This is a genomic window from Kineosporia sp. NBRC 101677, assembly GCF_030269265.1.
GTDB classification, from domain to species: domain Bacteria; phylum Actinomycetota; class Actinomycetes; order Actinomycetales; family Kineosporiaceae; genus Kineosporia; species Kineosporia rhizophila.
This window is the reverse complement of sequence record NZ_BSTA01000024.1, coordinates 1-21,566: the sequence shown is the minus strand read 5'-3', so window position 1 is coordinate 21,566 and position 21,566 is coordinate 1. Positions and strand designations below refer to the sequence as shown.

At 64.6% G+C, this 21,566-nt stretch carries 20 protein-coding genes; 11 read left to right on the top strand and 9 right to left on the bottom strand.

The annotated features are described in order from the left end of the window. Nucleotides 1–77: 77 nt before the first annotated feature. The gene (locus tag QSK18_RS35145) at nucleotides 78–683 is read right to left on the bottom strand and encodes a helix-turn-helix transcriptional regulator (protein ID WP_285628741.1); all 606 of its coding nucleotides are present in this window, start codon (nucleotides 681–683) and stop codon (nucleotides 78–80) included. A 300-nt stretch (nucleotides 684–983) separates the two neighbouring features. Between QSK18_RS35145 and QSK18_RS35140 the strand changes: the two genes are divergently transcribed. The 6 genes from QSK18_RS35140 (at nucleotide 984) to QSK18_RS35115 (ending at nucleotide 7,395) form a co-directional block, all read left to right on the top strand. Continuing rightward, a complete protein-coding gene (locus QSK18_RS35140) occupies nucleotides 984–1,313 on the top strand; it encodes a hypothetical protein (protein ID WP_285628738.1) in 330 nt (109 codons plus the stop codon). Between the two features lie 32 nt (nucleotides 1,314–1,345). Next, complete coding sequence (locus tag QSK18_RS35135; protein ID WP_352396731.1) at nucleotides 1,346–2,266, top strand: helix-turn-helix transcriptional regulator; 921 nt, start codon at nucleotides 1,346–1,348, stop codon at nucleotides 2,264–2,266. Nucleotides 2,267–2,365: 99 nt separating this feature from the next. Beyond that, nucleotides 2,366–3,184, top strand: a complete 819-nt coding sequence (locus QSK18_RS35130) for a peptidase inhibitor family I36 protein (protein WP_285628732.1) — start codon at nucleotides 2,366–2,368, stop codon at nucleotides 3,182–3,184. 1,082 nt (nucleotides 3,185–4,266) lie between these two features. Next, nucleotides 4,267–5,208, top strand: a complete 942-nt coding sequence (locus tag QSK18_RS35125; RefSeq protein WP_285628729.1) for an RICIN domain-containing protein — start codon at nucleotides 4,267–4,269, stop codon at nucleotides 5,206–5,208. A 103-nt stretch (nucleotides 5,209–5,311) separates the two neighbouring features. Beyond that, nucleotides 5,312–5,722, top strand: coding sequence for a hypothetical protein (locus QSK18_RS35120; RefSeq protein WP_285628726.1), 411 nt, complete (start codon nucleotides 5,312–5,314; stop codon nucleotides 5,720–5,722). Between the two features lie 632 nt (nucleotides 5,723–6,354). Beyond that, the gene (locus tag QSK18_RS35115; RefSeq protein ID WP_285628723.1) at nucleotides 6,355–7,395 is read left to right on the top strand and encodes an alcohol dehydrogenase catalytic domain-containing protein; all 1,041 of its coding nucleotides are present in this window, start codon (nucleotides 6,355–6,357) and stop codon (nucleotides 7,393–7,395) included. A 35-nt stretch (nucleotides 7,396–7,430) separates the two neighbouring features. Here the strand turns inward: QSK18_RS35115 and QSK18_RS35110 are convergent, their stop codons facing one another. Further along, on the bottom strand, nucleotides 7,431–8,108 hold the full coding sequence (locus QSK18_RS35110) for a helix-turn-helix transcriptional regulator (protein WP_285628720.1): 678 nt from the start codon (nucleotides 8,106–8,108) through the stop codon (nucleotides 7,431–7,433). Next, a complete protein-coding gene (locus tag QSK18_RS35105) occupies nucleotides 8,105–8,248 on the bottom strand; it encodes a hypothetical protein (RefSeq protein WP_285628717.1) in 144 nt (47 codons plus the stop codon). Before QSK18_RS35105 ends, QSK18_RS35110 begins: the two co-directional genes overlap by 4 nt. Nucleotides 8,249–8,486: 238 nt before the next feature. On the opposite strand from QSK18_RS35105, the gene QSK18_RS35100 reads away from it, so the two are divergent. Next, a complete protein-coding gene (locus tag QSK18_RS35100) occupies nucleotides 8,487–10,163 on the top strand; it encodes a hypothetical protein (protein ID WP_285628714.1) in 1,677 nt (558 codons plus the stop codon). Here QSK18_RS35100 and QSK18_RS35095 read toward each other — a convergent pair. Together QSK18_RS35095 and QSK18_RS35090 are read right to left on the bottom strand one after the other, a co-directional pair. Then, nucleotides 10,150–11,184, bottom strand: a complete 1,035-nt coding sequence (locus QSK18_RS35095; protein ID WP_285628711.1) for a sensor histidine kinase — start codon at nucleotides 11,182–11,184, stop codon at nucleotides 10,150–10,152. The genes QSK18_RS35100 and QSK18_RS35095 overlap by 14 nt on opposite strands. A 14-nt stretch (nucleotides 11,185–11,198) precedes the next feature. Next, nucleotides 11,199–11,903 carry a response regulator gene (locus tag QSK18_RS35090; RefSeq protein ID WP_352396730.1) on the bottom strand — a complete coding sequence of 235 codons (705 nt, stop codon included), beginning with the start codon at nucleotides 11,901–11,903 and terminating at the stop codon, nucleotides 11,199–11,201. 102 nt (nucleotides 11,904–12,005) lie between these two features. Between QSK18_RS35090 and QSK18_RS35085 the strand changes: the two genes are divergently transcribed. The 3 genes from QSK18_RS35085 to QSK18_RS35075 all read left to right on the top strand — a co-directional run bounded on the left by QSK18_RS35085 (nucleotide 12,006) and on the right by QSK18_RS35075 (nucleotide 15,258). Beyond that, nucleotides 12,006–13,220 carry an Hsp70 family protein gene (locus QSK18_RS35085; protein WP_285628705.1) on the top strand — a complete coding sequence of 405 codons (1,215 nt, stop codon included), beginning with the start codon at nucleotides 12,006–12,008 and terminating at the stop codon, nucleotides 13,218–13,220. Between the two features lie 245 nt (nucleotides 13,221–13,465). After that, the gene (locus QSK18_RS35080; protein WP_285628702.1) at nucleotides 13,466–14,077 is read left to right on the top strand and encodes a sigma-70 family RNA polymerase sigma factor; all 612 of its coding nucleotides are present in this window, start codon (nucleotides 13,466–13,468) and stop codon (nucleotides 14,075–14,077) included. Continuing rightward, nucleotides 14,074–15,258: a hypothetical protein gene (locus tag QSK18_RS35075; protein WP_285628699.1), complete on the top strand. Its 1,185-nt coding sequence runs from the start codon at nucleotides 14,074–14,076 to the stop codon at nucleotides 15,256–15,258. Before QSK18_RS35080 ends, QSK18_RS35075 begins: the two co-directional genes overlap by 4 nt. Before the next feature lie 171 nt (nucleotides 15,259–15,429). On the opposite strand, the gene QSK18_RS35070 is transcribed toward QSK18_RS35075, so the two are convergent. From QSK18_RS35070 to QSK18_RS35060, 3 genes are all read right to left on the bottom strand, one after another. Next, on the bottom strand, nucleotides 15,430–16,515 hold the full coding sequence (locus QSK18_RS35070) for a hypothetical protein (RefSeq protein WP_285628697.1): 1,086 nt from the start codon (nucleotides 16,513–16,515) through the stop codon (nucleotides 15,430–15,432). Nucleotides 16,516–16,561: 46 nt separating this feature from the next. Then, complete coding sequence (locus tag QSK18_RS35065; RefSeq protein WP_285628694.1) at nucleotides 16,562–18,385, bottom strand: hypothetical protein; 1,824 nt, start codon at nucleotides 18,383–18,385, stop codon at nucleotides 16,562–16,564. Between the two features lie 128 nt (nucleotides 18,386–18,513). Next, on the bottom strand, nucleotides 18,514–19,662 hold the full coding sequence (locus tag QSK18_RS35060; RefSeq protein ID WP_285628691.1) for a hypothetical protein: 1,149 nt from the start codon (nucleotides 19,660–19,662) through the stop codon (nucleotides 18,514–18,516). Between the two features lie 382 nt (nucleotides 19,663–20,044). On the opposite strand from QSK18_RS35060, the gene QSK18_RS35055 reads away from it, so the two are divergent. After that, entirely contained in the window at nucleotides 20,045–20,614 is a 570-nt protein-coding gene (locus QSK18_RS35055) for a LuxR C-terminal-related transcriptional regulator (RefSeq protein ID WP_502894326.1), read from the top strand. Here the strand turns inward: QSK18_RS35055 and QSK18_RS35050 are convergent. Then, on the bottom strand, nucleotides 20,611–21,566 hold a 956-nt coding region (locus QSK18_RS35050), incomplete at its 5' end, for an FAD-dependent monooxygenase (RefSeq protein WP_285628684.1). The genes QSK18_RS35055 and QSK18_RS35050 overlap by 4 nt on opposite strands.

Below are 21,566 nucleotides of genomic sequence, written 5' to 3'. Positions count from 1 at the left end.
AGTGCCCCCTTCGCCACCGCTGGGCTCGTGACCCCAGGCCGGTCGTCAGCGTGACTGTTTCTAAGTTGTTGACGCACTTACAGCACTCCTGCGCGCATGGCGAACGCCACCGCGTGTGACCGGTTGCGCAGCTGGAGCCGCTCGGTAAGGGAGTACAGGATGCTCTTCACCGTTCGTTCGGAATATTGCATGCGCTGAGCAATCTCAGCGTTCTCGAGGCCTTCGGCGATGTACCGCAGGACTTCGACCTCGCGGTCGTCCAATCCTGAAGCGGTCAGCCGGCGTGGAGCCAGGACGGTGCGCTGGACCCGAGCGACATCCGCCAGCAGCCGCACCTGGATCTCCGGGGGCAGATGCGTGCCTCCCTGATGCACGGTCGCCAAGACGCGAGCCAGATGCTCGCCGGTAGCCTGGGAACGCTCGACGAACCCGACAACCCCCAGCTCGACCGCCGCCATCAGGTCTGGCTCCCCCAACCGCCCCAGCACCAGGACGATACGCAACTGCCCGTCCTCCGGGCGCAGTGACCTGAGCCGATTCATCACCGGAACGCTCAGCTCGTCAGCAGCTTTCAGCAGCAAGTCAGCTTCGGCCAGCTGTCCAGGGAGCACGTGATCGATCCCGGTGCGCCCCTGAAGAAGGGCGGAAAGACCAGCCTGGCTGACCGGATCGTCGGCCTGCATCAGCACCCTCACCGTGCGTGCCGGGTCCAGCTGGGCAGGGCCGGGTGCACACGCGGCGCACGCCGCGACCGGCCACAGCGACCGGTACGGCGGCCTGCCCGCCAGAGCCGTCCGTGAGGAACTCATCGCCGGGTCACCACCGCCTCTGCGCGGCCGATCCGCATCATCTCCACTCAGTTCATCACGGCATCCACCCCAGCGTGGGTTCAGCAGCCTGAGGCAGTCGCCCTGGTGAACTTCTGAGCCCGGCGGCCCGTGGCACCAGGTACGTACAAGCGCACCTCGTCGCGAAGGATGAACATGTTCACCACGAAGGCCAGGAACCGGGTCGTCGCTGCCACCGTCAGCACCGTCGCTGCTAGCGGTTTAGTGATGGCAGCCGCTCAGCCGGCAGCAGCCCAGGTCAATACCCTCATGCTTTGTGTCAGCAGCGCCGCCCCGGCTCAGATCCAGATCCAGCCTAGCAACGGCCGGACCGGGATCCTGAGCACGCTGGTCAGCAACAACCGCTGCTGGTCAGCGTATTTCGACACTAAGGGCACGCGTCAGGTCGACATCCTTCGCAACGGCAAGCACATTGGCAGTGACACCTGGAACAGCAATAACGGAGCGAAGGCGATCTATCTCTGACAGTCGGCGCTGCCGCTGCGCACCTGCCTACCGTGGCGCATTGCCATGGTTGCAGGTGCGCAGGTGATGATCTAGTTTCACGTCCCGTGATCAATGGCAGCGAGCTGGGCAGATTCCTGCGATCCCGGCGGGCTGCAACGTCCTTGGCCACGACCGGGCTGTCGGCCCGCGGACCGCGACGGGTGCCCGGCCTACGACGCGAAGAGGTCGCTCATCTGGCTGGGATGAGCGTGGACTACTACGTAAGGTTGGAGCAGGGCCGTGAAACCCGACCCTCCACGCAGGTTCTGGACGCGCTCGCCCGGGTCTTCGACCTCGAGTCGGGTCAGCGACGGCTCCTGTACTCCCTGGCCAACGCCCTGTGGATTCCGCCGTTGCCTGAGGCGCCCGTCACAATGAATGCCTCGGTGCTGCAGTTAATGAACTCCATCGCGGACTCGGTCTGCTTCGTACTTGACCCGATTCTGGATATGGTTGCCACCAACGATCTTGCAGCAGGACTGTTCTCGCCGTTCGAGCCATCGGGGCAGGTTGGCAACCTCGCCACCATGGTTTTTCTCGACCCAACCGGTCAGACGTTCTTTGGTGACTGGACAATCATCACGCACAACTGTGTCGCTTTGCTGCGCGCTATGTCAGCCTCCCATATCGGGTCTCCTCGGCGAGAAAAACTGATCGACGAGTTGCTTTCCGGTAGTTCGGTGTTTCGAAACCTCTGGGCTGATCGGGACGTACGGTTGGACCTCGACGCGGACGAGATCGTGCTTCACCCGGCCGTCGGGCGCATTGCACTTCATGTCGATGCGCTGGAGATCCTCTCGGCCCCCGGGCACCAGCTCATCGTCTATCGAGCCCGGCCGGGCAGCCTGGACGAACAGCGCTTACTGTCCCTGACCCAGAGGCCAGTCGACCAGACCCGATCGATGGTGCCGCTACAGGCCACCCTCCCTTGACGGGCCAGCCCGCCTCATTCGCCACCGGAATGAGATGAACCACACCGATTGCCTAGGCGTGTTGCCTGTGTCAAGAACCAACAACACGAGAGGAAGTCTGTGTACGTTCCGAAAAAGGTGGTTGCGCTGGGAGCAGCCCTGGCGGCCGTTCTCGCGGTGACTGCCCTTCCCCAGACTGCCACCGCTGCCGCGGCCTGGTCCACGGGCTCCGCTTCTTCCCAGGCCGCCAAGCTCCAAGCGGCTGGTTCGGCCGATTCAGGGGAAACTGCTCAGCGGGATCGGCGGTGCAACAAGGTTATTGGCGCAGAAATCGCATTCCGACACCCGTCGATCTATGAAGACCCTAAGACCAAGCCGTCCGCCCTGAAGTTTGCCACGGCGGGAGTCACCCACGCCGGCTACTGCTTCACAAGCCGGACCCCCGTCGGCAACGAGAACTTCGTTCACATCCAGAACCCCAAAACGGGTGAGTGGAAGCGCGTCACCGAGGTAGTCAACGGCAAGGAGCAGCTTGTCAAGGTCATCGGTAAGGACTGCCGGCAGGAGGTAACGGTCACCGGTACCTATGCCCAGCCAAGGGTCGAACACCGTTGCGCCGTCTCCAAGACCAGCGCCAACTGCCCGCCTGGCGGCTTTTGCGCCTGGGAGCACGCCGATTACAAGGGTTGGATGACCGACGCCGTACATGACCGGAACCGTCCCTGGCCAACGCCGGCAGCCCTGCAGAACCTTGCCGTACAGGACGGCGCAGTCAGCGATTCCTTCACTTCCGTCTACAACCGCTCGGACAAGAGCTTCTGCCTTTTCGAGCACGTTGACTTCGGCGGGAAAAAGCTGACCATTGCCCCCCAGCAGAAGATTGCCAATCTCGGCGACCAAGGCTGGAACGACACGGCAAGCAGCCTGCGCGAGTGCTGACGAGTGCGTTCTAGCTCTCGCGGCGTGAAGTGAAGTTGGATGCTCGGGATGGGAACATCCGGAGCATCCAACCAACGCAGGGCTAGGCACCAAGGAAACATCATCCTCATCTCGGTGCTTGCCCGCGCGTTCGAGATGCGATGAATCCCCTGACGGGAACGTGGATTGCCCAGGTCACTCGTACCGCCAGTGCTCGACATGCTTCGCCGACCCAGCAGGCCGGCTCATCTGGATACACCACAACTGCCCGGCTCCGTGCACCATGGGAAACCTCCCGCCTCCAGGAGATCTTCATTCCCCGGATAAGAGCGAGGTACTGACGTCCACCAAATACTTCTCACCCGAGGATCACCCGGAAACTTCCGGATGCGCTGCGCGATCACCGCTGAGACCCAGCCGCGAAAAGAATATGAGGATTTTCTCCACTGGCTAAGGGCACGCGAAACAACTCACGCCTGCATCCGGGCCAGTAATTAACACGGCAACGCCCAGATGAATATTACACAAGGTCCGTTCCAATGCCAGTAACGCCATCCACCTGACCGAGACCGTTCCAACTCTAACCCTGCACACTAATTTTCTGTACCGCATCAGCTCACTAAGGACACATAGCAAGTTCGATTCCGTGACTCGCGCGCAACGCTTATGTTGCGTCATGTATCACCGCGTTCCTCTCCGCTCAAAACTTAAGCTAGGCCGTGTCCGCCCCGAGTACGGCGCGCGGCAGTCGAAGCAGCGAACCCCACGAGTCCGGAGCCTGCAGTAAAGGGCAGCCCTTCTGCACATTTTCACCAATCTGCAGAATTCCTTTACTTAGCTACCCCAGGCCGTGGTGACACACCACCAAGAACCCATGTGTCTGGACCAACGTCCTCAGCAGGGAATTCACTAGTGACCTGCCCACGCCCCGATTCCAAACGTCCTCCACCTCTCCTACCCACTACCTTTGATGTTCATTATCCGGAACAACCGGCCAGTGCAGCGCAGGTACCTTCAAAGTGTCTGCCCGGCCCTCCGGAGCCCAGACCGGGCCAACGGCGCCGTTCCCGGCCCGACACGATGACCTGTTCAAGGAGACATCTGTGCAGATCCCGAAGACTTTCCACCCCAGCACTCATCAAAAAGCACGACGCCGAACCCTTCTCATGGCATCCGGCGCAACGCTTGTTCTCGTCGGAGGGACCTTGTCGCTGGTCGCTCTGGCCGGCACCGACCAGAAGGCACCTGAAGTGAGGAAGGACCAGACGACCATGTTGGCGGGGTCGCCTAGCCGCGACGCCACGCTCCCGCAGCCCCTACCTGCGGACACCGTCGGGGCAACGCCTGACTACGCCTTGGTGACACCCCAAGTCCCAGTTCCCAGCACGGACGAAAACGAAAAGACGCCACCACGCAAGCCCTCCTTGGAACCCACCGATAGCGTTAAGCAACAGACGAAGCCTCTTCGGGACGCGGCCGCCGCCACCCTAAAGACGGACCCGGCAAACAAGGACAAGGACGAAAAGAAGACTTCCCAGGACAAGAAGGTTGTGGCGGCCAAGAAGCCCCACAAGGCCAAGAAGCGTAAGAAGACCAAGTGGGTCACGTCGGATCTGATGCTACTGAAGAACCAGAACAGTGGGCTCTGCGCCGACCTGCCGACTAACGGTGTCGTGGGGGTCAGCACTCCGCTGAGCCAGTTCGAGTGCGTCGCCGGGGTCAAGGACAACCAGCAGTTCCGCACCTTGCGGAATGGCTCTCTTATAGCACTGCGCAACGAGAAAACCAGACTGTGCCTGGACGTGCCGGGCGAGGGGAACGTCGCGGCCGGCACCTGGGCCACCAGCTACGACTGCCTACTGGGCAAGAACGACAACCAGATGTTCACCAGCCAGCCGAGCGGAAACGGACTCCAGTTGCGGAATGTTCGCACGGGTATGTGCTTGGACGTCTCAAGCAACACCGGGGCCTCTACCGACCGTGGCCGCAAGATCGTTCTCTCTACCTGCACGTCATCACCGTCTCAGGTCTGGATCTTCGTCTAACCCCAGCGACGATCGCACTCGCGATTGGTGATCCAAGGGTGTAACGCATTCGTGTATTGAGTTGTCAGGCATTCCCGGACGGCCGCAGGTAAAGGACAACTCAATGCTGAACGCGAAGACCAAACGCACCCCCCTGGCAATCTGTGCCGCAATAGGTGCTGCCGCCGTGATCGGAGCGGTGGCGGCACCAGCAGCCTCGGCGTCCACCATTCCGCCAGGTCACATCCAAATTTGCGCCCAGGGGGACTATCACTCCTCGATCCAGATCCTCCCGCAACCTATCCCGGGGGTACTGGCCACCACCGGCGGTCTCGATATGGTCCCGGTAGCTCCCGGAGAGCCGTGCTTCATGACCAACTTTGACACCCATGGTGCTACCGTCGAGGTCCGGATCTGGGGGTTCAGACCGGACGGGACAGCGATCCCGATGTACAGCCAGTTCTACAACAGCGCTGAAGGTTTGGGCATCGGCACCCAGGGCACGTCAAGTGCTCCGTACTACTGGCTCTGGTAGAACCGAGCCAGCCCAGGCTCCTGGGCTCACACCGACCGGGGCCCGGCGATCGGACAAGGTCGCCGGGCCCCGCTCAACTCAATCGACGGTCCGCGCTGATCTGAGTCAGATGCTGCCCGGTCTATGACCACAACGTCATGCTGGGTTTCGCCGGGCGTCGTTGCGCCATCGGCGGGCTCAGAGCTGGGTCGCCTTGACTCGCCGGGGGCCAATTCTTCCCTGTCTCCGGACCGTCCAGCTGATTCATCGTCACCCCCTCTCGGCCTTTCCCGGCCTCTCCGCCCAGGCTCGGCCCAGAACGCGGTCGGTAGCTGCCAACCCCCTCGCCGCGTCACCTTCCGGGACAGACGGCGGTCTAAGTGCACGCGCATGGTTCATGAGCCCGGCTGGGTCACAAGAGAGCGGTCCCCGGAGTCTTCCTATGTCCCACCCCGATGCTTCCCTGGCCGCGCTGGCGGCTGCGTGCCGGCCCGCCCCGCAGCCGGAGCGCTTGGGTGGGCACAGCGCACCCTGGATAAGCCCGGACCCAAGGGCAAGACTGTCGCGAAGTGGCTCCGGACCCCGCACAGACGTCCGCGCGTCAGCACCGGAACCCAGCTGCGCATCGGCCAGCACTACCGCAAGGAGCACCAATGGTCGAGACAAACTCCCAGGTCACCCAGATAGTTCTGCCCGGTACCGTCGAACCCAGCGCCCTACAGATCCGGAAGCGCCCCTTACCTGTGCCCGGTATCGGCCAGGCCCTCATGAAGATGGAGGCCACCGGTGTCTCCCGCGCTGAGCAGAGCATGCGTCGGGGCATCCACCGGGGGCAACCGGCCTTCCCGTTCGTCCCGGGATTCGACGTGGTGGGCCGGGTCATCGCGGTCGGTCCCTCGACCGACCCGGCCCTAATCGGCCGACGGTACGCGACCATCACCAAGATCGGCAGCTGGGCGAGCCATCTCATTGTTCAGGCCGAGTACCTCGTTCCCGTGCCCGAAAAGCTGGACGCAGCAGCGGTGGAGACCGTACTGAGTCATGGGGTGGCGGCGTGGCAGATGCTTCACCGAATTGCCAAGGTCAATCAAGGACAATCCATCGTCGTGACGGATGCCGGCGGTGGTTGTGGGGCTGCTCTCGTTCAGTTGGGCCGCCACGCCGGGCTTCGGGTAATCGCTATCGCTCCTGCCCATGAGCACGCACGGTTGCGCCACGAAGGCGCTCTGGTTCTGGACTGCTTCGCCCCTGACCTGGGCAGACGGATCAACGAACTCGTACCCGGCGGGGCCGCGGCCATCTTCACCCACCTCGGCGGCGAGCGCCTGGTCAAATTATGGAAGCTAGTGGGCAAGGCAGGCACCCTGGTGTTGTACTTCAGCCTTTCCACCAGCAACGACATCGAACCCGGCCTGTGGCCGGCCTCATGGGACATTGCCCGCCTTCGCGTTTGGAACCTCGTGCCGAACGGGCGGCGAGCACGAGACTTTGCGTTGTGCGAAGGGCGCTTCCGCAACAGACGACGTCGCCAGTGGTGGCACGAGGACGCCAACAAGGTGTTGGAACTCCTGTGCCAGGGCATCCTGAAACCCCAGATTGCCGCCCAGTTCCCGCTCTCCGAAACCGACCTGGCCCTGACCTTGGCTGAGTCGCCCGACGTCAGCGGCAAGGTAGTCATCGTTCCGGACGTCTAGGATCTGACTCGCTCGTCACTGCGACCGCGGTCCGTTCAGAGCAGACCGCGGCGCAGGGCATAGGCAACGGCGTGCGTGCGATTCTTCAATTCGAGGCGTTCTAGCAAACCGGAGATAGTGAGTTTTACCGTACGCTCGGAAAGCCCCAGTCTCTGAGCGGTCTCCGCGGTGTCCAGACCGTCGGCTACCAGGGCCAGTACCTCTATCTCGCGATGTTCCAGTCCGGAAGCGCTCAGTCCGCGGGGCATGAGGACAGTGCGCTGCAGCGCGGTGATGTCATCAAGCAGGCGAGTCTGCACCTCGCGAGGAAGGTCGACCTTGCCACCGGCCACCGTCTTGATCAGAGCCGAGAACCGCTCGCTGGTGGCCTCTGCGCGCCAAAGCATGCCTCGCAGCCTGCATTCCACCGCAGTCAACAGGTCGGCCTCACCTAGCTGATGTACCACCGCCACAACAACGATGGCTGATCCCCAGATGATTTCGCGGATCTGACGCAGTAGGACCCCGGACAATTGCGGACCGGCCACCACCAACACATCGGCCTCGCTCAGCTGTACACGCGGATTGAGCACCAACTCAGGGTCGCGCTCGATCAGGGCATTGACACCAATCTCGTCCAGCCGGGTCGTAGCCAGTACTCCTACCCGTACAAGCTTCGGACCCGGCGGCGTCGGCGGGCGGGGATCAGGCGCATTGGAAGCCGACGCGGTCACAGTGCCCTCACGCCACGCTTGGCAGACAACCCGTCGATTGCGGTCTGCGCGGACAGGTCGGTGGTCACGACGACTGCGCTGATCTCGCCCGGTGCGCCGCGAAATGCGCTCACCTCGCTGTACAGGGGCCCGGCACTCATTGCTAGGGCATACCTCCGTTTGTTCATCAACAGCCTCCGCGTTCCGTTCCTTTCAATAGTCACGGGCCAGGCCTCCCTCAGGTTCACGTCCGACTCGCATCCACCGGTCCCGCCGCTCGGCGGTGACAGTGGCCTTTTACTCTCGGCAAGCTGACCTAGGATGAGGCGACGAAAGTATTCGGTGCTGAGCCTTCGTCTAGAATCCTTTCGTCGTAGACCAATCCAGGACGGAGCAGAGTTGTCCGAGGCGGCAAGAGCGGGACACGAGGCGGATCCGACCCCTGAATCCCTTGCCGGCTCCGCCTACATCGCTCTTGCCACGACCAAGCCCGGCCTGAAGGTGTCGGCCGTGCGTCAGGTGCTCTTGCGCCGACTGGTCGAGGTGACCTGTGCTGAGAACGCGAGTTTGTGGCGGGTCACCCCGGGTTCCTGCGACATGCTGCGGTCCGTCCTGAGCTGGCCGCCCGAATCCGGGCCGACCGGGGAGGTGCGGGCCTCTATGCTGAGTCGGCACCCCCAGGTCCAGGCCAGCGTCGTGCTGACAGACCCGAATGTCTCTCACACGGCCCTGACGCTCGCCACGCGTCGGCGCGTGACTCGGCGGGTGCAGCGCGAACTTGCCGACACGGTCAACTGCTTGATGGTTCTGCACCGCAGGGAACAGTTGCGGGATGAACTGCACGACCAGACGGTGTACACCAGTCAATTGGCTGGCGAGGTCCTGGACTTCTCACGGCGCTTGGCGGGCGTCCGGGATCTCGAGCGCCGCCGGGTGGCGTCCGAGGTCGCTGCCTTCAGCCACGGGCGCCTGAATGCCCTGCAGCAAGGTGTCGACGATCTGTCCCTCAACTCGGACGTCACCAGTCAAGTCCGGGAACTGCGTACGCACCTGGACCGGCTCACCGCCGACTTCCGGGCGCTGGCCCGGGGTATCCGTCCACAGGTTCTCTACCGACACGGGGTCAGGGCCGCCCTCCTTGAGATGGCCGCGGTTTACCCCGGCAGGATCCGCATCACGGGATCGTTGCCCTCGCGGGTCGATCATGAAGTCTCCGCCTCGCTCTACTACCTGGCTGTAGGCTGCTTGCACGCTCTGGCCGCTTCTGGTGCGGATCTTGAGGTCTTCCTCGGGCACAGCATCGAGGAAGACCGGGCTTCGGGCCTGCGAGTGATCATCCTGGCCTGGACCCAGCAGTCCGAGGCAGAGGTGCGCGCTGCCTTGGCGGGCGACACTGACCGGTTGTGCCATCTGGGAGGCCGGGTCCTGGTATCTGCGGGACCCCGGCGTATCCGGGTCGAGGCTTGGGTGCCGGATCGGTTGGAGCCGGTCTCGCGGGTGGCGCTGGTACCCACCGCCAGCTTCCATACCCGAGTCCGGGCGCAGGCCCTGAGCCTGGTCGCCCTCTACGCGCAGGGTCCAGGCTCTGCCTCCTCTCGAAGGGTGCTGAACTGGCTGGACGATCCCGTGCACGTGGTCTTGACCGATCTGCCTTCCGCCGGTCGCCGCGCCCAGCGCCTGGCCGAGATAGTCGCACGGCGACCGGATCTGGTATCGATGCCGGACACGTCTGACGTTTCCGACGTCATCATTCGTCCCTGGATCTGTTCTCCCGAGCGCCATTTTGAGGTACAACTGCCGGGCGCCGGTCTGCTGAGAGCCAGCTGCGAGTGGAACAAGTTTGATGAGGTGCTCACTACCGAGGTGGTGGCACGCACCAGTGTGCTGCGGGCACGGACGGCCCTGGCAGGGATGTTCCGGCTGGTACAGATCGAGCCACCCCCTGCAGTGCCGGCTGAGTACCTCCTACGCGATCTGCGGGAACTACGCGAGAGTGCAGCCGAACTGGACGAACTGGAGCAGCAGGCGGCGCAATGCGAAGCCAATCAGAACGGGGCGGTCCTCACAACGGGATGAAGCCACAGATCGCGGTTCCCGCGTCTGGGGCCGTCCGGATTTGCACCCAGCCGCCAGCCGCCGCAATGCGTCGGTGCATGTTGGCCAACCCTGACGATCCTTCCAGCGAGCCGCGTTTCATCCCGGGCCCGTCGTCAGTGACGCTGAAGACCAGCTGGGACGGGCCTGCAGCCAAACGCACCACCACCTGGGCGCCGGCGGCATGCTTACGGGCGTTGTTCACCCCTTCCAGGCATATGAAGTACACGGCCAACTCGATCGCTGGTTCGTACCTACGCTCGGCGTCCCATTCCTGGGCGTCCAGCCGAACTTGCGGCCCCGCCTCACGAAACTCGGACTTCAGAGCTGGCAGGACGCCGGACTCCTCCAGCAGCGGGCTGCCCCCTTCAACCGAGGCCAGCAATGTGCGTCGCGCCCGATCCAGCCCGGTGCGCAGGCGCCGAATCTGGGCTTGAATGCCTTCCTCGTTGCCATTGTCTGCGTGCAGTTCCAGCAGACCCAGTGTCATGCCCAGGGCAACCAACTGGTGCTGGGCCCCATCGTGCAGGTCACGTTCGATTTCTTGGCGCTCGGCATCGCGTTCACCGAACGCGCGCCGACGGGCGGCGGCCACAAGCTCGGCGTGCCCGCGTGCTTCGTGGAGAGACTCGTCTACTTCGTTCTGCAGGCCTACGTTGTCCAGAACTGGCCCCAGCAAGTCCGCCAGATCACGTAGCAGTGCCTTCCGCTGGCGGCCCAAGCCGACCGAAAGACCGAGCGGCGTAGGCAAAGATACGTTCAGCAGGCCCACGGATTCGCCCCCAGCCCTCAACGGCAGCTGGAGCGACCGTCGCTGTGAGGGCCCGGGGCCCGCATCAGGCCAACCGAATTCCTGGCCGTCGGCGAGGGTGAGTTGCACGTGCTCGACCTGCAACGACACCGATAGCTCTTGGCACAGGCGGGTCAGGTGAGCCTGGCCCGGGCCCGGCCGGAACGCGGCCACGCGAGCCAGCAGGAGGTCACGACGAGCCGATTTGAGCACGTTCCTCAGAATGTTCACCGTTCCCGGCGAGCCCGCAAGTGCGTGAGGACGGCAAGCACCCGCCGATGGTGGGAGGTCGCGTCAGTCGGTAGCGCCAACTTGGCGAAAATTGAGGCAACGTTCTTCTCCACCGCTTTGGGCGACAAGAAGAGTTGCCGGGCAATGCCTGCGTTGGAGCGTCCCTCGGCCATCAGCCGCAGGACGCCCAGCTCGCGCTCAGTGAGCGAGCCCAGCTCGTCCGGCCCCCCTCCTGGGCTTTCGACCAGCTGACCGGCAATAACCGGTTCAATCACGATTTCTCGATCGGCCACCCGTAGAACCGTGTCGTGCAGCGCATCAGAACTGGAAATCCTGTCCTTGAGCCGGTACCCGATAGCCTCGGTGCCGATGCGAAGGATCTCCATCAGATAGTGCGCCTCACCATAGTGCGACAACAGCAGCAGACCGGTCTGCGGGTACAGCGCTCTCAGCCGCCGCGCCGTCGTCAGCCCGCCATCCGGTTCCGGGGGCATACGGATGTCCAGCACCGCAACATCCACCGGCTCATCGGACATCAGCTCGATGAGTTTTTCGCCGCCATCCACCGCCCCGACCACGGTGTGTCCGATGGCCTCCAACAACAGCACCAGTCCTTCCCGTAACAGAGCCCCGTCCTCGGCCACTGCCACCCGTAAAGAGGCTGGGCGCCGAATAGCGGTCTCAGTTATGAGGTTGCCCATGGCGGTCTCAGCTGCACCTTCGTCGGAAAAAGTAACGGATGGGACTCGTGGGATTATGCTCGAACTGCAGAGCAACACATCAGCTGGCGTCGAAGGAGTCCCTTGAACTACGGCCTGGGTATTGATCTGGGCAGCATCTACACGGCCGCGGCTGTCAGCCGCAAACACGGCCGCGCTGCGCCTGCCGTGGTGCCTCTGACGCCTGCCTCGCCTCTTCTGCGCACGGTTGTTCACGTATCCGGCGATGGGAAACTGGTCGTCGGTGACGATCCGTCGTGCCCAGCGCACGTCCGGGCCGAGCTGACTGGGCAGGACTTTCGACGCCACCTGGGTGACTCCACTTCTTTGACTCTCGATGCTCACCGGCTCAGTGCCCGCGACCTCTACACTCAGGTACTCTCGGCAGTGCTGGCGAAGGTGGCCGCGGCCGAAGGCGCACCCCCCAGCCATGTAGTCCTGACCTGTCCTGCGACCTGGGGCCCTCATCGCCGTGAACAGCTGGCTGAGGCCTGCCGCCGGGCAGGCCTGGGCCCGGGGGACTTCTCCTTGCGTTCGGAAGCCGAGGCGGTGGCTATGGCGCATCTTTCCCGCCATCCAGCACGCCGCCCCCTTCAACTGGTGGTGTACGACGCCGGTGGCAGCAGCTTTGACGCCGGCGTTGTCGAGACCCACCGGGCTGCCGACGGCCGGCTCTGGGTGAGCGATGTGGGGGTGCCGGAGTCGCTGGAATGGTTCGGTGGAGTTGATGTGGATCAGAACGTATTGAGCCTCGTAGATCAGGCATGTGGCGGCGCCGTTTCTCAACTGGATCCCCGGGATGAGGACGAGGCCCGCACCCGTCAGCGGATCCACGCAGCGTGCGTGCGGGCCAAGGAGGACCTCACCCTGGCCCCACAATCTCAGATCAACATCGGGTTGCCAGGCCGGAAGCCAGGGGTGGCACTCACCCGTCCGCACCTGGAGGAGTGGCTGCGCCCAAGACTTGCCGCTGCTCTGCCCGCCCTGCGGCAGGTCTTGGACTCGGCCCGGATTGACAACTCCGATCCTGTGACAATCCTGCTCAGTGGGGGCACCGCCGCTATCCCCGTGGTGGGCCGGATGCTGGCCGATGACCTGGGACGCCCCGTCGTGCTCCTGCGGGATCCACAGTTCGCCGCCGCCGTGGGTGCAGCCGTGTTGGCGGCTACCCAGCCCGGCCCTGATTCCCCCCGCCGCAGCCCACTCAGCTCCGGCGTTCGCCTCGCCCCGCTGGCCACGGGCACACTGACTGGAGCCGCAGGGCTGTTCCTGGCCGCTCTTGGGCTCGACGGACTGTAGCCCTAAGCGCCGAGCGTCGGAACTCACATCACTAGCACGGGGGGCCACTGCTGAAGGTTCACCTTTACCGGAAGTGAACCTTCGCGCAGGGTTCAGCGTGCTGACTATTAACGCCTCGGATGCCGTCTAGCGCAGAAGCCGAGGTTAATCAAGGGGGGTTGATCCCCCCGATCCGGAGGGGCAGCACGCTCACAGGGAGGGATGGCCCCATATCCGGGTCCACCCATCCTTGGAATCGTCGGAACATGCTGCAATTCAGACCGTCTCCGGCAGTTCCCGACCGCCCGGGCGCACCGGCCATCGTGGCGCGTGCGTGTCCGCCCGGGCAAGGACCAGGCGACGACGAAGAACGCCTGGCCGAACTGATCCGTACCTATAGCCCCACCCTGTTGTCGTTCGCGACCCGCCTGGCCGGTGGTGACCGTGCCCTGGCCGAGGACATCGTGCAGGAGACCTTCGTTCGGGCCTGGCGGCATATTGATCGGATGACCCCGGAGCAGGGCTCGGTCAATTCGTGGCTACACAGGGTTGCATACAACGTCGCGGTTGACGGGCACCGTATGCGCAAGGTCCGGCCCACCGAGGTAGAACTGCTGCACCAGGACGTCTCGTCAATGCCGAGCGTCCAGGACGAGACAGGGCGAGTCCTAGCCGAGATGGTGCTGCGAGACATGCTGGCCACGATCTGGCCTGAGCACCGCGCCGTTGTGGAGCAGGTATACCTCAAGGGAAACACCGCAGCCGAGGCCGCCTGCGCACTTGGCGTCCCGGTCGGTACTGTGAAGAGCCGCCTCTTTTACGCCTTGCGCACACTTCGCGGCAACGCTGCGCGGATGGGCTTGCAGGAAGCCTGGTGAGGACCGAGATCATGACGCTTCTTATCGGTCTCCTGGTGACGGGATTGGGAATCCTGCTCATACTGCTTGGCAGCCGCGGTCCGGGCCAGATCCCGCCCGCAAGCGATCCCGACCCATTGGGAACCGAAGACTCTGACTCTCGGCTTCCCGAATCGCCTGAGTCCTTGTCTGAGGACATCTTGCCCCGTGATTCCGAGTTGCCCGCCCAGCAGGCCGAGCCTGCCCCGTTCTCACCCTCAGCCCAGCCGGACTCAGACAAGGCGACAGAGGCGGTCGAACGGACCGCTTCGGACGACTCCGACCGCAAGGCAGGCCAAAAGGATCACCTTCCCGCCGCGCCGCTGACGGTCATGCAGACTCGCACATTCAGGCCGGTAGTGTCTGCTGACCATGAGGCCACTACCGCCGAACGGCGGCGCAGCCGTCAGCTCCTGGGCAGCGCCCTAGACATCGATCTTTTCGAGATAAAGAAACTGCTGGAACGGCGGCCTGCGGCGCTGCGCGGAGTTCTCATCGATGTCACTGAGTCCATCGTGGTCGAGGAGCTGGCCATGGTGCGCTCGTACCTACGTGGGGCCTTCGCCGGTCTCGACACCCGGCTACGGGAAGGCCCGGTCCATGACAGCGACCCGGCTCTAGTGGCCTTTCTGACATCCGGTCTGGCCCGGCTGCCCGTCCATCACGGCCCGGTTTTCCACCGGGCTGGACGGGACTCGATCCGTCTAGACGCTCTGTTTCCTGGAAGTCTGCTAATAGAGCCAGGATTCATGCAAACTCGCCGTGATGCCTACCCAGCGGCCGGAATGACTTCGGGGGCCCCTGTCACCTATGCCATATGGTCGGAGACGGGGCGTTGCGCACCGCTGCTCGCGGGGCATGAGGCCACCGTGCTGTTCACCCCCACCACCCGGTTCAGGGTGCTGGCGGTGCAATCTGCCCCAGACAAGGACGACGTGATGGTCTTTCTGGCCCAAGAGCCAGCCCGGGTTGGCGCCCGTCAGCAGCGTGAACACCAGATTCTCGATCAGCTTCGTCGGCGGGCCAATGAAGTTGGCATCGGACCTTTGGATGGACTATCCCCCTCAGCGGTCGCCCACCCAGGTCTCGACGCAACAGGGCGGGCCTTCACACCCCAAATGACCCCTACTGAAAGCGCCGCCTCACAGCCCATCCCCACCTGATCGAGTCCTGAGCCGGGTGACCCCTCCGGACGCGGCGCCCGTGAGAAACGGTGTAACAACTATTTTCAGGTTTCCTCCCTCCAGAAACCCGAAGAGTTCCCCGGCATCGCCAGTGCGGCGCCGGGGAACGTAGCTTTGCCGATTGACGCACCGCACCCGCCGGCCGCTGCCTCATTCGCGTAGTGTCTCGATCCCCAAAGCCAGGCGTGCCAGTTCTTGCCACAGATGAAGGGCCGGGTGCTGGGGTGGAGCAGCGAGTACATCGAGCACTGGGAATCCTTTCCGCTCGCTCAGGTGCGCCTCGAAACCTACAGGGGATGCTGCCACCGCCTCGAACCATCCAGACCGAAAGCTCCCAGGCGAGTCGAGATGATTCCCCAGGCCGAGACAGGCGCCGCCCAGCCGGGACACGATTTCCAGGCGCAGATGGTCTCGTGCCATGGCAAGCTGGCGGGCGGTGGGCACGGACTGCCTCAGCGTGGACAGTCGGCCCGCAGCCACCGACCACCCCGGCCCAAGCACCTCCGCCCCGTGTACGACCAGTACCTGGTTCTCTCGGGCCCAGGCCATCAGCGAGCGAACACGCCGATCTCGCTCCAGGCGCCCCCCGTCCAGGGCCCTGATTGCTTCCACCCTGCTCACATCCGTCCACACCACGAAGTCGGCCTCTCCGTGACAACGGCGAGCAGCCTCGGCGAAATGCTCGTGAGCGCCCGGCCAAATAGTGTGGACGAGGTGGGGAACAACGGTTTCCTCTGGCATCATCGGGACACCCTCGGCCTGCCCCCAGGTCCGGGCCCTGACATCCCGCCACACCCGGCTGACCTGACCGCTCTCGCCCAGCATGAGGCTGATCGCTAGTTCGGCATGCTGAGGAGCGGCTGCCAGGTCCGGCCGCGACAGGTCTAGCCAGCGCAGGAACGGCCCCAGCGCTGCCGCGTCTAGCCCCGTCGGATCGAGCCGCTGCCACCGCGTCGCCGGGTCCGGCGCGGCGAGCTGATGCGAAACGTTTCTCAGCTGCACGAGCGGATCCGCCTGGGCCGGTTGCTGGCCCCAATGCCCATACCGCTGAAGCCAGTCCAGAATGGGCGCAGGCAGCGACGCAGGATCCCATGGAAAGACTTTCTGCAGCAACACCATGAGGTTCAGTAACTCGGGATTTTCTCGCCCGTGCGGTCTGGATATCTCCAACTCCGCTTCGTCTTTCTGACCTACGTCACCGACACGGGCGCTGAGCCCCAAATTTGTTTTTCCCACACGTTATTCACGGGCGAGTCCGGATGAGCGTTCACTCGACGTCCGCTTAACGGACATTCATTGGCTCATAGACTGCGCCGTCCGATCGTATCCCGATCGGGTAGCGCCACTGCCGCGGAACCGGCGGCCCGGGCCGGGATGCCGCTTGTGACGGCTTGCCCCACTCCCTCAGTCGCTCTCGCGTGCGCTCGTCCAGTTCCTGCTCGACATCCTGTCTTGCGGCGGAGGTATGGGGCGTGGTTGGCAACTCGCGCAACATGACGCTTAACCGCCCGTCCGCTTTACGGATCGTGTCCAGCACCACGAAACGCGTGGCTGGAGCGAACAGCACCCGAGCCGTGTCCTCCTGCCCCTGCCCAGACACCCGGTCGGTGCGACGAGCGGTGCTGGACCAAATCAGGTATTCCACAGTGCTTCCGGACGTGGGGATCGGATTCAGCCGTGCTTCGGCGAAACCCGGTTCCACGAGGTGATCACCCGATTGATAGGATTCCAGCGCAGCCTCCAGGGAATTGCCCGCACGGTAGACCGGGCCAACCACGACCGGCAGGCGCCTGAGCCCGGCGCTGGTGCATCGGGCCAGCAGATTGGCGCCGGTCGCGTCGATCCCGGCGAGGGCGTCATCCTTCACGGGCTCCTCACCACGCAGCAGGGCATCAACCAGAGGCCCTGTGAACTCCAGGTGGGCCTGAACTGCGACCAGTCCGACCATGAGATCCGCCCCGGCCCCGGCCGAGCGAAGTCCGGGCTGTAGAGCCAAGACGCCGGCGACCGCCCGCGCGTGTGCCTCGTAATGCCAGCCAAGCAGCGAGCGAAGATGATGGGGATCCCGCTCCTGCACCCGGTCGTCGACCCGGGTCCATGTCGCAACCGCACGTCTTGCCACCGCCGGCGGATCAGTCGATGCAGCGGACAGACACGTCACCTTCTGAATCGCCTCGAATTCCAAAGCAGGCGTCCTGGCTACGGCCGCCTGCTCGTCCGCTTGTGCGATATCGCGGTCCTTGACGGAAGTAGTCGCTGCGACGCTCATCGCAGGAACGGCGTCGACCAGATTCTTTTCCTGTGACGGGACGGAGTGCAACGAGGGGCCCCAACGCCGTGTTCCTGATCCAGCTGGCACCGGACTCTCCTCAGACACCTGCACACTGCTCAAGACCGGCCCACCCTCAACAGCTATCAAGGCTGCCAGCTCCGATGCGACTGGTGGATCGCCGGCCAGCAACTGCAAGGCGCCCGCCGGGAGTTGTGGTGCGTCGGCGCCGGCCGTCGTCGCGATCGGTAGATCAGTCAGTTCGTCAGGCCCCGGCAGGGTGAGGCCGGACCGGATCCGGTACCCGAGGGCCGGAAGCGTCCGCCCCAACTCCAGCGACACCGAGCTGCCAGGGCGGCGGGCCAGAAACCCCTCCTGAGCCAATAGAAGACGCGGCCCTAACAGCACCGGTCCAGGACTCCCGGCCACCGTCACCCCCAGCGCCGAGGCCAGGCTGGACAGGAGCGGCGCAAGGGCCTCGGCGGTGACGACGCCGTCGCACACCAATGCCACCGGACGGCGTCCCCAGTCCGGGCGGCACCGAATAGCCTGGGCCAGCATGCGAACCGAGACCGGGCGTCCGGAAACCCGGAAACCACCACGGGCGATGGGAAGGTGGACGACGAAGTGGGTATCTGGCGCGGCTGGTAATTCTTCCACCGCCACCGGCGGCGAGTCCAGGAACCAGCCGGCCTGGGTCGGCATGCCCGCGCTCACCACCCGCTCGGTGCCCGCGTCCCCTGCTTTTTCGGGGATGAGAGGCAACTCCCGCGAGGGGCGAGTTAGGGTCACAGCGTCGGCAATCGTCCAGCGGGTTTCCTCGGCTGGGATGAACATCGGACTGCCGGACGCCGAGAACTGGGGGAGCACTGAGGCCCGCATCTGTATCCAGCCCGGTCTGTTCAGCATCCAGGCCGAAGACCGCCCCCGACGGCGGGTTCTTCTCACCGGGACCGGTGAGCGCATCAGGCGTCACGCTGCGGAACGGTCCACACGGGCACGTCCCCGCCATCACCCTGCACCTGCAGCAGACTCAGCACCCGGTGTACGGCCACGTCTGATACCTCGGGCCCCTCATTTCCGCAGCGGCGCAGGTGAGCCAGCAATTCCGGTTCCGGAGCCAGCCCGTATTGCTCCAGGTAAAAGGTCACTGTGTCGGTCCAGACCCACTGACCGTCGGTGCGAAAGCTGAGGGGCACCACCTCCGGACGCTCGGGATCCAGGATGTCGCTCATGGTCGCCGAGGTCGTCAGCACCGGCAGACCATTGCCGAGGTAACGCAGCAGCCGAGTCAATTCCTCCAAGTCGTCGATCACAGGGTGATCGTCGGCGAAGCGAGGGCCCTCCTTGGCATCCACTTCGTCGAAGACTCGTGCCAGCCGGACGGGAGTAAACGGTTCGTAAGCCCAAATCAACGAGGCCTGGGCGCACGCGCTGCTCTGGTAGCCAGGCACCGGCCGCCTCGGGCTGCAAACCTCCACCTGCGGGTTCGCTTCCCCAGCGGCGGTCAGGGCCGCCTGCAGCCGGGCGGTGACCTCGATCAGGCGTTGGCCGAGAACCCGCTCGTCGGTCCGAACCACGAAAACTCGGCGCGGCAGCGGCCATGGCGAGCCATCCGCCGGCGCACGCCAGGCTCGCCAAACGGCCGTCAAGCCCGGTTCCTGACCGACTGCGGCGGCCATGGCTCGGTCAACCGCGTCCATCAAGTGACGACATTCCACACCGGTTAGGTCCAGCGGGCCGATGGGGGCGCTGGCTTGGGCCGGATCGACCGGCCCGAAGACCCAGGGACCAGCAGAATTGCCAACCTCCTGCACAACATCCAGGGACTCAGTCAGCGAAGTGTTCTCCCCCCTGGCCCGCAGTTGTCGCGCTATCAGATCCGCGTCCTTGGCCAGGACTGGCACATGGGCAGCCACGGCCGCGAACCCTATCGCCTGGGCCACATTCGTTTGGCCACCTGCAGCCAGCCACGTCCGCGCCTTACTGATCAGGTCGTCAGGCAGAGCGCCGGCCAATCGCAACAACAACGCGTGCCAGTCGTCCAGGTCGTCCACGTCGGGCGATTCCGTAGGTGTCGCCGCCCCCAGCTCGACCGACAACTCCTGAGTCACTGCCCCTGTCCATACCTTTCCCACATTGGGCACCACTACCTCCACAACCCCTACAGACCGCCAGGTCAAGTCGAGGACCGGCGTTTCCTCTCAGCACGGGCCCACGACTCACCGGGTTCACCACCGGAGTACGGTCAGTGAACCTTCGCCGCCTAGAGTCCGGGGCAGATGAGGACGCAGTAGGGAAAGCTGATGGTCGCCCGCCAGATCACCCCTGGCCAACGCCCAGGCCACGGTGGCCGCCCACGTCTTCGACACTCGGCCCGAGCAGACCCGAGCCAGCCTGGGTGATCTGGTCCGGACCACCCGTTCCAGGAGTCCTTGACCAACGTGATCAAGCACGCCGGCACCGCGACCGCCCGCGTCCACCTCACCTGGCCCCCTGAGCACCTTCGCATCGAGATCAGCGACGCCGGTGGCCCGGCAGTTACGCCCGGACGTGGTGATCATGGACATCCGGACGCCCGAGGTAGACGGCCTGAACGCCACCGCCCAGATCAGCGCCCACCCCGACCTGAGCGAGTGCCACATCCTCATCCTGACCACCTACGAGACGGACGAACACGTCGCCCAGGCCCTGCGGGCGGGGGCCGGGGGCTTCATCGGCAAGGGCATCGGGGCCCAGGAACTCATCGACGCCGTCCGCACCATCGCCGAGGGCGAGACCCTGCTCTCCCCCGCCGCCACCCGTTCCCTGGTGGCCCGTTTCCTGGCCACCCCGAAGAACACCGACAGTGCCTCGACCGAGGAACTGGCCACGCTCACCCCACGCGAACGCGAAATGGTGGCTCTGGTGGCGACCGGCCTGTCGAATCCCGAGATCGCTGAGCAGATGTTCCTGAGCCCTTTCACCGTACGCGCCCACGTGCAGCGCGCCATGACCAAGCTGGGCGCCCGGGACCGCGCCCAACTGGTGGTCATCGCCTACCGCACCGGCCTGGTCCGCAGTTAGTCCGGCTCGGGCGAGACATCGAAATGCGGCAGCGAGACGGCCGAATGGGCCGCCCGAGGCGCCGGGGCGGGCATGGTGACCAGCTGGCGCAACCGGGTGTTGCGCTGGTGCAGAGCCTGCTCCGTGACGGGGAAGAGCGTGGCCGCACCGTTGTCGACCAGAGCCTGGTTCGCTGCGACGAACGGCCGCATCCGGCGTTCGTAGTCGGTCAGCGCCCGGTCGATGTCGGGCTCGGTGGCCAGAGCATGAGCCAGCAGGTAGGCCCCGACCAGAGCCAGGCTGGTGCCCTGACCGGTCAGGAACGACGGGGCGTAGGCCGCGTCCCCGACCAGCACGACGCGGCCGCTCGACCAGTGCGGCATCCGGATCTGTGCGGCCGTGTCGAAGAACAGGTCGTCCGCCTCGTGCAGGGCTTTCAGCAGATCCGGCACTTCCCAGCCCGCCCCGGCGAAAGCCCTCTCCACCAGGTCCCGCGGGGCCCCGACCGGCACCTGCGGCTGGTGAAAGGTCAGGAAAGCCTGCAGTTCGTCGTGGCTTTCCCCTACGGCATACAGCGCTGCCGCCTGCCCCGGGGCGTTCCACATCATCAGCTCCCGGTGCAGCCCATACGTGTTCGGCACGGTGAAAAGCGCGAAGCAGTAGCCCAGGTAACGGTGAAACTGCTCCTCGGGGCCGAACGAGCGATGCCGGGTCTGCGAATGCATGCCGTCGGCGCCGATCACCAAGTCGTACGTGCGCTGCAGCCCACTGACAAACTCGACCACCACACCGGCGCCGGTCTGCTCGAGAGTCTCAACCGCGTCCTCAAACCGAAACTCCACCTGATCACGCACCAGGCCGTACAGGCCGGCGGCCAGGTCGCCCCGGCGAACTTCCAGATCCCGCCCGGCCACACTGCCGGCCACTGCATGCGGGTCGAGCACAGCGACGGTGCCACCGTCAGGACCGAGAA

Excerpts from the sequence above, each read along its gene's own strand:
- QSK18_RS35145 (WP_285628741.1), bottom strand. The coding sequence starts at position 683 with ATGCAGGCCGACGATCCGGTCAGCCAGGCTGGTCTTTCCGCCCTTCTT.
- QSK18_RS35140 (WP_285628738.1), top strand. The coding sequence starts at position 984 with ATGTTCACCACGAAGGCCAGGAACCGGGTCGTCGCTGCCACCGTCAGC.
- QSK18_RS35120 (WP_285628726.1), top strand. The coding sequence starts at position 5,312 with ATGCTGAACGCGAAGACCAAACGCACCCCCCTGGCAATCTGTGCCGCA.
- QSK18_RS35115 (WP_285628723.1), top strand. The coding sequence starts at position 6,355 with ATGGTCGAGACAAACTCCCAGGTCACCCAGATAGTTCTGCCCGGTACC.
- QSK18_RS35105 (WP_285628717.1), bottom strand. The coding sequence starts at position 8,248 with ATGAGTGCCGGGCCCCTGTACAGCGAGGTGAGCGCATTTCGCGGCGCA.
- QSK18_RS35090 (WP_352396730.1), bottom strand. The coding sequence starts at position 11,903 with ATGGGCAACCTCATAACTGAGACCGCTATTCGGCGCCCAGCCTCTTTA.
- QSK18_RS35080 (WP_285628702.1), top strand. The coding sequence starts at position 13,466 with ATGCTGCAATTCAGACCGTCTCCGGCAGTTCCCGACCGCCCGGGCGCA.
- QSK18_RS35065 (WP_285628694.1), bottom strand. The coding sequence starts at position 18,385 with ATGTTCATCCCAGCCGAGGAAACCCGCTGGACGATTGCCGACGCTGTG.